This window comes from Enterococcus sp. 3H8_DIV0648 (assembly GCF_002140655.1).
Lineage (GTDB): Bacteria > Bacillota > Bacilli > Lactobacillales > Enterococcaceae > Enterococcus_A > Enterococcus_A hulanensis.
Genome location: NZ_NGLG01000002.1, coordinates 1162716 through 1172913, shown reverse-complemented (window position 1 = coordinate 1172913; position 10198 = coordinate 1162716). Strand labels below are relative to the sequence as shown.

At 41.5% G+C, this 10198-nt stretch carries 8 protein-coding genes; all 8 read right to left on the bottom strand.

Annotated elements, in window-relative coordinates; all coding sequences use genetic code 11:
• Positions 1–385: 385 nt before the first annotated feature.
• The gene (locus tag A5875_RS21880) at positions 386–1102 is read right to left on the bottom strand and encodes a helix-turn-helix domain-containing protein (RefSeq protein ID WP_088935668.1); all 717 of its coding nucleotides are present in this window, start codon (positions 1100–1102) and stop codon (positions 386–388) included.
• Between the two features lie 19 nt (positions 1103–1121).
• Positions 1122–1862, bottom strand: coding sequence for a helix-turn-helix domain-containing protein (locus A5875_RS21875; RefSeq protein WP_088935667.1), 741 nt, complete (start codon positions 1860–1862; stop codon positions 1122–1124).
• A gap of 207 nt (positions 1863–2069) precedes the next feature.
• Positions 2070–2300: a hypothetical protein gene (locus tag A5875_RS21870; RefSeq protein ID WP_088935666.1), complete on the bottom strand. Its 231-nt coding sequence runs from the start codon at positions 2298–2300 to the stop codon at positions 2070–2072.
• A gap of 21 nt (positions 2301–2321) precedes the next feature.
• Positions 2322–6203 carry a hypothetical protein gene (locus A5875_RS21865; protein ID WP_088935665.1) on the bottom strand — a complete coding sequence of 1294 codons (3882 nt, stop codon included), beginning with the start codon at positions 6201–6203 and terminating at the stop codon, positions 2322–2324.
• The gene (locus A5875_RS21860) at positions 6190–6546 is read right to left on the bottom strand and encodes an LPXTG cell wall anchor domain-containing protein (RefSeq protein ID WP_088935664.1); all 357 of its coding nucleotides are present in this window, start codon (positions 6544–6546) and stop codon (positions 6190–6192) included. Before A5875_RS21860 ends, A5875_RS21865 begins: the two co-directional genes overlap by 14 nt.
• Positions 6547–6551: 5 nt before the next feature.
• Positions 6552–7598 carry a DUF916 and DUF3324 domain-containing protein gene (locus tag A5875_RS21855; RefSeq protein WP_242551291.1) on the bottom strand — a complete coding sequence of 349 codons (1047 nt, stop codon included), beginning with the start codon at positions 7596–7598 and terminating at the stop codon, positions 6552–6554.
• Positions 7599–7663: 65 nt separating this feature from the next.
• On the bottom strand, positions 7664–8311 hold the full coding sequence (locus A5875_RS21850) for a WxL domain-containing protein (RefSeq protein ID WP_088935663.1): 648 nt from the start codon (positions 8309–8311) through the stop codon (positions 7664–7666).
• Between the two features lie 366 nt (positions 8312–8677).
• Positions 8678–9793: a tyrosine-type recombinase/integrase gene (locus A5875_RS21845; RefSeq protein ID WP_088935662.1), complete on the bottom strand. Its 1116-nt coding sequence runs from the start codon at positions 9791–9793 to the stop codon at positions 8678–8680.
• Positions 9794–10198: the final 405 nt, after the last annotated feature.

Sequence of the window (10198 nt, the reverse complement as noted above, 5' to 3'; positions counted from 1 at the left end):
TCTATTTGTGACATCAGTATATTATTCTCAGAGCACTTTCCCATCCACCATATGAATGAGATGTACTTGATACAAAAGATGTATTGAATTTTTCATTCAAGAGTGCCCATTAGGTAAAGTATTTTGATGATAGGATAAATTAATGGACGCAATTTGGTAGAAATTAACTACTAAGAAAAGGACGTATCTAAAAATACGTTATAACGATTAAACCCAATCCTGATCCCTCTTCTAGCTGACCTTAACGGAGGATTAAAAGATATTGCTACTGCTAAGTCATGGGCATGCGCTCTGATTAATCAAAGCTTTCCACTTATAAGGTACACATGAATAGTAGAAATCCCATCTCTTGATTGACGCAAAAAAAGAGGCCTCAAAAGACCTCTTACTGCTGCTTCACTAATTTCCCCTCTACACCATCCAGATACACCTGCTCATACACAGTTTCATGCAGGCGATAGCCGCGTCCCCAACAAGTCTCGATGATTGGTCCTTCCACACCTTGTCCGGCTAGTTTGTCCTTTAGGTGCTTGACCATCACTGAAAGCTGGGACATGCTGGAATTGCTCTTGCCGCGGTTCCACATGCGGAGGCAGATTTCTTCTCTTGGGATGGTTTGTTTTTGTTGTTGGTAAAGGACTTGGAAGAGCTTTACCTCGCCGCTGCTTAGTGAGAAGGTGGACAGCGGGCGTTTGTCTTCGGCTTTCGGCAGAAAGACGATGTTGCCTTCTTTGTGGACTTTTTCGCAGCTGAGTTTTTCTCGCAGGTCTTCTAGGGTTGGCTGACTTTCGATCCATTCGGTCAGGCCTTGGTCTTTCCAGTCGTCGAGCTGCGCGTCTTCTAATTGTTCATCGGATTTTCTGAGGATCGGAGTCGCGCAGGTGCTTAGGGTGCCCAAGAGTTCTTTGACTTCGGCGTTTGCCAGTGTTTCGCTGAGAATAATCAGATCAAACATGCGGATGATGTCGTGGTTCGCGTTTTGCGACAGGCAGAGATTGATCATCAATCTTGAGGTGAAGACCTCGTGTCCCAGTTGGCGCAGGCGTTCTTCAAAGGTTTGTTCGTTTAGTGGGTTATTGGTTAATAGTAATATTTGGCTCATGGTCATTCCTTCTTTCTCGTTAGATAGTGAGGCGTTGCGATTGGTTATGGAGCTCGCCTTTTAGCAGGCATTGGTAAAAATAGGCGTTCAACTGATAGCCTTCTCCCCAGATGGTGTGGACGGCTTCTTCGATCCCATAGGCTTCGAAGACTTTTTTCCTGATCTTCGTAACGGATGAGGACAGTTGGCTTAGTTTGGAGTTTTGATTTTTAGAGCGCCAGCCGCGGCAGAGTTCGTCGCGCTTCATGGATAGGCTCTTGGACGTGATCAGTCGGCGAATGATGTCCTTTTCCAGCTTGGTAAAATGAATGTCTGAAAAGTATAAGGGAAAGGCCTTCTTGCTCTGACTTAATGTGAACGTAGCGCTGTTTGGTCCTTGGGTAGACGCTACCTGCTGGATCAAGGACTTGTGCAACAGCTTTTCCCTCAGCCGTTCCAGCGAGGTCGTCGCCAATAGCCAATCGAAAATGCGCCACCTGCGCCATTCCGACACCGTCTCCTCAGAAGGTTCCTCGCCGACGATCCGCACAAGATAGTCCTGACGGCACTGCTCCGCAAAATCCCGCGTCTCCGCATCTGAGATCGTCTCACTCAAAAAGATCCACTGGAAGGACTCCATGAAGTGATCCGACTTGCGAGAGTGCTCCCAATTCTCCCAAAGCGAAACAGACACCAGTACCTCGTAATTCAATTTTTGTAATTGCTGCTGCAAATAGCTTTCTACTGAAATATTCCTGGTTAAGATCAAAATCCGATTCATTTTCCACCTCGTTCTTGTGTTGCGTAAACAACCCGTTGATATGTACTAGCCGCCCGAAAGATCGAGCGGCTCTATTTTTATGTCAGACAGACGGATGATTCAGCGCGAGCAGCACTTTCTGAACGAACGGACGTTACGCGTCGAACAAAGGGAAACACCCATCAGACAGATCGAACGCTTCTATAGTAAATAGTAAATGCGCTCGGATTAATTCGCTAAAAAGTAATTCAACTGCGCTTGCCAATCAAGGTATAGGAAGATCGCCGCGGCGATCGCTACCAGCATGATGAACAGCAGGCCGCAATCAACCAGCAGCACCGTCGACTTCTTCTTATACTCCATTCGTAATCGGCTGTCCTTGATAAAGAAAAGCAAGAAACTAATCAATCCGATCACAGCGATCGCACCGAAAACTCCCAGCCACATTGGAATCGTCACCTCTTTCTTTCCCCTTTCTGGCTATGGCGTGTCGTCTAAACTCCACACCAATTTCCCTTCGTAAAGCTCGTACTGATTCCCCGGAACTTCGAGCTCGACATTGCTCCAATCGATCTCTGTTCGGAAAAAGCCTTGTGCATCTGTTGGATTAACGATTCCCCACAATTTCTGTGCTGGATCGCCAGAATTGAAACTCATCGTTCTTGGTATACCATCAACGCCAGTCGCATAGTTCGACCAAGTTATTCCATCATCGGTGGAGTTTTGTAAATTGATTGGCATTGTTAATTTCGCCCAAGGCATCACGATACTTGGATTGTCTGTGCGTTTTAGTTGTTGCAACGCCGCAGTCAGTTTCCATCCTTTAGTCGTGTCTGTATTATCAACGGTCAAATGATTCTTTTGACTCGCTGCGGAAAGATTCGCGGTTTGCGTAAATTTCTCGCTTTGCAGCATACCAAAATCAAGTTTTGGAGCATCGATGATTTCCAACGCTGCTGGTGGAGCTAATGTTTCAAACTCTTCGGAAGCCGACCAGTCTGACCAACCACCTTGATTTTCTACTTGGTAGCGTACATGATATTTCGTACTTGCCTTCAGTTTGCTAATAGTGAATGTCCCTTTTGTACTTGAAGTATTGATCGACTGACTATCAAGCTTAGGTGATGAACTACTATCTACATCTTCCCAGTTCGGGGCGCCATCCAGTTTAACTTGAACCTTCACTTTATCTGGATGAGCTGGGGTTGTTCCTGCTGGACCGATCCCGTAGACACCTGATATTGTGGCAGAAGCATTGTATCTACTTATCGGTAAATGAAGCGTGTCTATTATTGGTTTATTGACTGAATTTCGGGTGTAGAAGGTTCCTGTTGGGTTAGAGTAAACATAGGCCCTGCTATCATCCTTCAAGCCAACTCTAATTTTATACGTAGTTCCCGTGCTTAACCCTGTCAACAATAAACTATTATATGTTCCATTCAAAGTAGTTGTGTAAGGTAGTGTCCCTGTATACCCACTCCATGTAGATTCATTATCGGTAGAAAGATCAATGGAGCCCTTATTAATATCATTAATATTAGTTGAAACATGCCCAGTATAAGTTCCATCCTTCATCGTTATTTGATTTGTTGTCGCATTTGCTTGATCAAATATTGGGGTAGAAACTTTTAACGGAACTGCATCGGTCTTAAATGATAATGTCGACCAATTGGACCATGCCTTGCTATCATTTTTCACTCTGTATCTGGTGTAATAATCAGTCTTCGTCGTTAAGTCATTAAGTGTGTACTCTACTTTTCTACTAGCTTCATTAATTGACGAAGTTGCTGATGCATTACTTCCAGGAAACCAAGAGATTCCGTCAGTTCCATATTCGATTTGAACCTCTTTAGGATGAGCAGGGGTTACTGAACTAGCCGCATAATTACCTTCAAAAGTTACAGATGAATCATTCATGGTTGTAGGTATGTTCTGCGATTTTACTCCATGCTGAGCAATACTATTTGGTGTATAAAATGAAGCCGACGTTGAATCCTTCCAAGGTTTCGACTCTTCTTTAAAAGAAACTAATCCCTCATATTTTGTTCCTACTTCTAAACCCTCAATCTCTCGACTATAGTAAGTTCCACTTGGCGTTCCAGAATGATTCATATCATTGTATTTAACTGACCATGCTCCATTTTCAAAAATTTTAAATACACCTTTGCTTCCAGCAATATTTCCGGTATATGTTCCTTGCTTCATTGTAACTTTATTCGTAACCGTATCTGTTGCAAAAAACTCTGGAGGGGAAACTGAAAATTCAACAGGGATCGCTTTCGTAGTAAAACTATAGTCAATAGCCGAGAACGGCGACCAGTGTTCACTTTCATTTTTCACTCGATATCTTGTGTAATACTTAGTATATGCATCTAGCCCTTTAAGAGTGTATGTTACTTGCTTAACATTCGTATCAATGGATGAGGTCGTATTCGCTGTCCAACTACTCCACTTAACTTGATCTTTACTTATTTGGACGTCCACTGCAGAGGGGTGTGCAGGAACTGAACCTACATTGTAAGTTGCTTTAATTGTAGCTGTTGCATCATGTGCATTTGTAGGATCTCCTAGTACAACTGAACTAGGCTTATTTACACTATTAGGGGTGCAAAATTTATTGTTTGCTGAATATTTCAGCACCCCTAACCAATCTTTTAAACCAACTCGTCCGCGATATTCCATCCCTGCTGTTAAATTTTCGATATCTTTTTTATGATAGTAACGACTTTTTTCTGTATCGTGAGTTACGTTAGTATGGTTACTGTAACTTTGACCTTTATTTATAGAAAGTTCAAAAATACCGTCATTAGTATCTTCAGAGATATCCCCAGTGTAAGTTCCTCGCTCCATCGTTACTTTGTTTGTAACTCCGTCCGTAGCTGTGAAGACTGGTTGAGAAACTTCTGTAAGATCAGCAATCGTCGGAGGTGTAAAGCCAAATTCAAATTGTGAAGCTCCGGTATAATTCGGTTTCACTGTAAATTCGAGCCAAGTTATATCTCCTACCGGTAAATCAGTAAACTCAAACTCAGTAACATTTTTTGACCATCCCTCCCATCTAAACATATTAGGATGCTCTACTGTAATAGTACGTTGGTTAGTAAGTTTTGATAATCTCCCATGATAATATCCATCAGTAGAACTAGCAGTCAAAGAGGACAGCTTAAGATCTCCTTTGACAGCAGCTTTCCATTGTGAGTGTCCGAGTGTTACAGTAAATGCATACGTTTTCTTATCTATTTCAGTGGTCGCTGTATTCTCATCAATACTCATTCCAGATCCATACCCCATATAATCCCACACAAGTTGAACTTTCATTGTGGCTTTTGTTCTACTAGTATACTGTGCAGATATGACTGTAGGTATATCAACTCTAATAGACGAATCACCAGATGACGATTTGGGGTTGGTTATTATAGGCGAAACAATAGGACTCGCCATCGGCACTATCCCCATCCCACGTTGAAACGCCTCACGATAATTATCTTGCATCGCAGGAATTTGACTATTATTTCCTAGCGTTTTTGGACTATCATCGCCTGTTCCCATTGTTGATGGGTCGATAACGATTGGCTCCTCAGCGTTCGAGTCTTCTTTCGGTCCGCTGCTTTCGACAATACTTCCTTTAGTTGCCTCAGTGCTTTCCTGTTCAGAATTGGTACTTTCTTGCGACGAAGAAGCCGTTTCAGAAGGTTTTTCCTGCACTTCTTCTTTGACTTTGGTCACAGAACCAACTTCTAATGAAGCTTTTTGTTGTTCCTGATCTTCTTCTGAGTATTTCACTGTATAGTCTGCGGCTAACCGATAGTTTGATTCACCCGTTTCGGTTACTGGTTTTTCATAGTCAAATGAAAAAGCGCTGTCAGTTACATTCACGCCATTTCCCTCAATTGAAAAGCGATAAACCTCTTGCCAAGTACCTGATTCAGTCAAGCGTTGAAGGATCAACGCGGATAAAATCGTCCAACTTGGCACATTCTCGCGTACTTCTGCACCTGCGGAGACAGAACCTTTGATCGTCAGCCCGTTTTCCAGTTGCTTTTCTTGGAAATGAACTGCTGGAACTGGCGAGTCTGCCTTTGGTTCTTCCAACATTTGATTATCTTCATAAGTAAGCTCGCGTTTTGGTTCTTCGACCTTTAGTGTTGAAGCTGTTGGAACATCTTCTTTTGAAGAGTTGAGCGTTGGTAGTTCTGGGCTAGAGGAAGAAACTGCTTTTTCTGATTGCGTTGTACTTGGTACGGTACTAACTTCCTCACTCGCTTCTGTGTTCGCAAATGCTGCCCCGCTCAAGATAAAGGTACTTGCTAAGAAGTATCCCACTAACGCGGTACGGAAAACTTTTTGTTTATTTAGTCTCATTCCTATTTCCTCCTTCCTGCGAATCATTGTCCTCTCTGATTCGGAAGAATAGAAACAGCCAGAACCAAACCGCTAAACAAAAAATTCCGATCACATTTATCCAACTGGTCTGAATCATTCCCGTTTTCGGCAAAGCCCTTATCCTTCGTGCTTGATAGATCTTATCGCCAGAAGTCAATGGCAGTACATTCTCCTTTGGTATCGCAGGTATTTCTTTGGGTAATGGTTGTACTTCTTTAAAACCAATCCCAATCTCTATATCTTGCTCCTCTGCTGCTTGAGTAGTTACCGGCAGAAGGAAACATAATAATAGTAGAAAGAATACCCACTTTTTACGTTTCACATCCCTCACTTCCTTTCATACCAATTCCTTTGACGACGCGTTAGAAAGATTAGTAATCCGATCAAAGCAACTATCAGAAGTCCCACTGACCATGGCACCCATTGCGGAACCTTGATCTTGAAGACTGTTTCCTCATTGATCTTATCCGCTCGTTCTTTACCAACTGTGAAGGTCTCTTTCCATTTCCACGTACGTCCATCCCCCTTGGCTTCACCCGTAAACACATAGGTTCCGGCTTGGAAATTCTCAAGGCCTAACGGAATCTCAAAGTTGAAATTAGAATTTGGAGCCACAGAAAAATTCTCCATTTTATGTTTGGCTAAAACCTCGGACTCTCCTTTACGAGTAATCTGACCGTTGATCTTCATCTCCTGCAAAACCTTCGGCTGATCATTCTGGATATTCGCCGCGATCACTTTTCGTCCGTTCGATAGATTCAGTCCAACCTTTTTCAAATGAAGCTCTGCTCCATGATTAAAGGTTTCTTCATCTTCTGTCAGCATCAACGCGATCACGCGCGCGTATTCTGAGGTCAGTCCATTTTTATTTTGTTCCGACTTCTCGTTTTTACGAACAAAGCGTAAAGAACCAAGTTTTACTCCGGTAAAATCTTTTTTCGGTGTTGAAATCTCATACTCAACTATCTTTTCCTCAAAGTTCTGAACCGTTACCTCTTTGACATTGTCTTTGATCTTCACCAAGTCTGTGATCGGATTTTTTAAGCTTCGATCCAGCTTTGGCTTCGGGTTCGCATAGTCAATCGCGCCAACGGAACTGCTAACCGCATCATGAACTGCCAAACTAACCGTCACCGGTTCTTTTTTCGTACTGATGACTTTAACTTGGACCGTTTGCGTTTGTTTCGGTTCCATTGATAGATAATAGTAGGTTTTTGTCTTGTCCACTTGATTCTCTGGGATGATACTTTCAACGGTATAGCCAGCCGGATCTTTCGAATCCTCTGCTGCATAAGTTGTCATCGAAACAAATAAAGTCCCAACTACTAATAATAGAAGAAACATGAATTTTCTAAGTTTACTTCGCATCGTCATGGCGTCCTCCTTCAACAAAAAAGGGGAGAGGAGACGCCCTCCTGCTCCTCTTTTCTTTTAATTTCTTATAGAGTGTCATCCAATGACCAAGTTAATTTGCCAGTAAATTCTTTACCAGCATTGACTACATTTGATGGAACATTCAGTTTAATGTTAGACATTTCCATTGCACTTGCACCTTGGAAAGTACCCGTTCCACCAGAACCATCTTCCATCACTTTTGTCGCAGCAGCACCTTGACCCAGTGTGAAGTTAGCAGCTGTAACTGCTGCGGAACCTGTTGGTGCGATGATTGATCCGGGTAGTTCTGGTTTAGCCGTTCCTGTATACCCTTGTTTCACAGCATCAAACTCAAGTTGTGCACCAACTAGTTGAGTTGAGCCACTCATTAAATTGCCAAGTTTTGCACTTAGCTCCCATTTGTCTGTAGCTCCCCCTCGAGAATCATTGACAACTGTATACATTTTTGATCCGGTTACTTCATTAAATGATGTTTGAGTATAATCATTTGAGTCATCAAAATTCAAATTAATAGGCGCCCATTTGATTTCCAATGGTCCGGGGGTTTTACCTGGGATATGATTGCTAAATCCAATCCCTACTTCTGATTCTGCACTATCCACTTCTGCCGCAAAAGCTGTTCCTCCTGTCGCAAATAAACCTACTACTGTCGCGCTAGTCAATAAACCAGCAACTAATCTTTTCTTATTCATCTCTTTCTCTCCTTAATATAATTTAATTTTTTATATCTATAATGTACAAAAGTGGTACATTTGATATTGGGATAACTAGAACTTTTTTTGTTAAGTTAGGATTACTTTTTTTTCGTAGTTTATCTAAAACTATGAACCCTCATAAAAAAACGATGAAACCGCCACTCACAACCCCTCTCTGACGGCAAATGACGGCGCATAAAGTGTCTGTGAATTTTGCGTTCAACGGACTCCGATTCTTTAATTTAAAATTTTTTAAAGTATACGGATTGAAGGAACAATTCATTTTAGTAAGCGCTTACTTGGAGTGAGAAAAAAAGGGAGGCAGAATTTCGGGGTTTGAAAAATTTTTCATTTATTTATGCTTTATTTTCGCTCACACATGGCGGCTTCCATCTGGTAAATGACTTTTATTTTCTGTTCCATCATAGAATCCGCATAGGTATCCAAGGTCAACTGGGTAGAGCTATGCCCCAGCATAGCGCTGACTGAGTTAATATCGTTTTGCGGTTCTAGGCAGCGCGTCGCAAAGGTATGGCGCAGTTGATGGAAATGAATATCTTCTAGTCCGCATTGTTTTCGTATCTGATGGAAATGATAGGTTAATAATCGCGGTTCTATTGGGTGTCCTTGGGTAGAGAAGACGTATTTTCCTGTTGCTTTTTTACTGTACTTGAATAGCTGTTTTCGCAAAGGTTTACCCATCGGGACAGAGCGTGTGCCTGATTCTGTTTTCGTTGAGCCAAAGATTAGTTGGGTTTTCTGATCTCCTTTTCTAAGGGCGACACGTTGATAGGTTTGATTGACTGTGATGATATTACGGTCAAAGTCAATATCGCTCCATTTTAGTGCCGCGATCTCCCCGATTCTTAGTCCTGTATGCAGTGCTAAGTAGGTTGGTAAGCCTGTGTGATTCTTTCTTGATAGCGCGGCTTTCTCTAGTTCATTTTGTTCATCCCACGTTAATGCACGGATGAGTTTTTTTCGTTTTTTCGGCAGCTTTAATAGTAGAAAAGGGTTTTGTTTTAGGTAATCTTTTTCTTGGGCTCCATATAAACATTGGTTCGCGATTCTTAAAATGACTTGCATTGTTGATACTTCCAGACCTTTTTCTATCCACTTGTTGACGAGGTATTTCCCATTCTCAAGCTTTAATTCATTGAGATCGATGTTTCCTATATAAGGAAAGACGTATGTCGTCAGCTTAAAGTAGTAGGAATTAAACGTTGAGTGCTTCACCTGTTGTCGGATTTCGTTTAACCAATGATGCCCCCATTCTTCTAATGGGATACAGGCACCGCCGTATAGTTCTTGGTGGGTCTGGTAATATGCTTTCATTCCATAGAGCTTTGATCGTACTTCACTAAAGGTCTTTCCATAGATATAGCCATATTTGATTCGTCCGTTGGGTTTATTTCCTTTCTTGTAGCGTCCTTCCCAACGTCCATCTTTTCTTTTATAAATGTTTTCGCCTCTGCGCATAATTCTCTCCTTAAATCTTTTCTTATTTTGACGGCTCAATTGACGGTCAATAACTAGATATTTTCTTCTGTTCAGCTTATTTCTAACTGAGTTTTAGCGAAAATTTCAGTTATGAAACATTAAATTTATTCTTTTGAGGTGATTTTTACAAAATATATTGATTATTCTTATCCTATATTCTATAATTAAATCAAATCAGTTCGTTTTTTTGTTAATTGAGAACAGATTATAAAAGAATAATGTTCATAGTTTTAGATAAACTACGAAAAAACATTATATGGAAATAATAATTTAGTCAAACAATACCCATTACATAAGCAAAGGGCGTCCACTCAGATTTTAATGAGTGAACGCCCTTTTTCCGGTTTTAATTATGTCAATTTGGTTATAAAAACGAAATTGTTT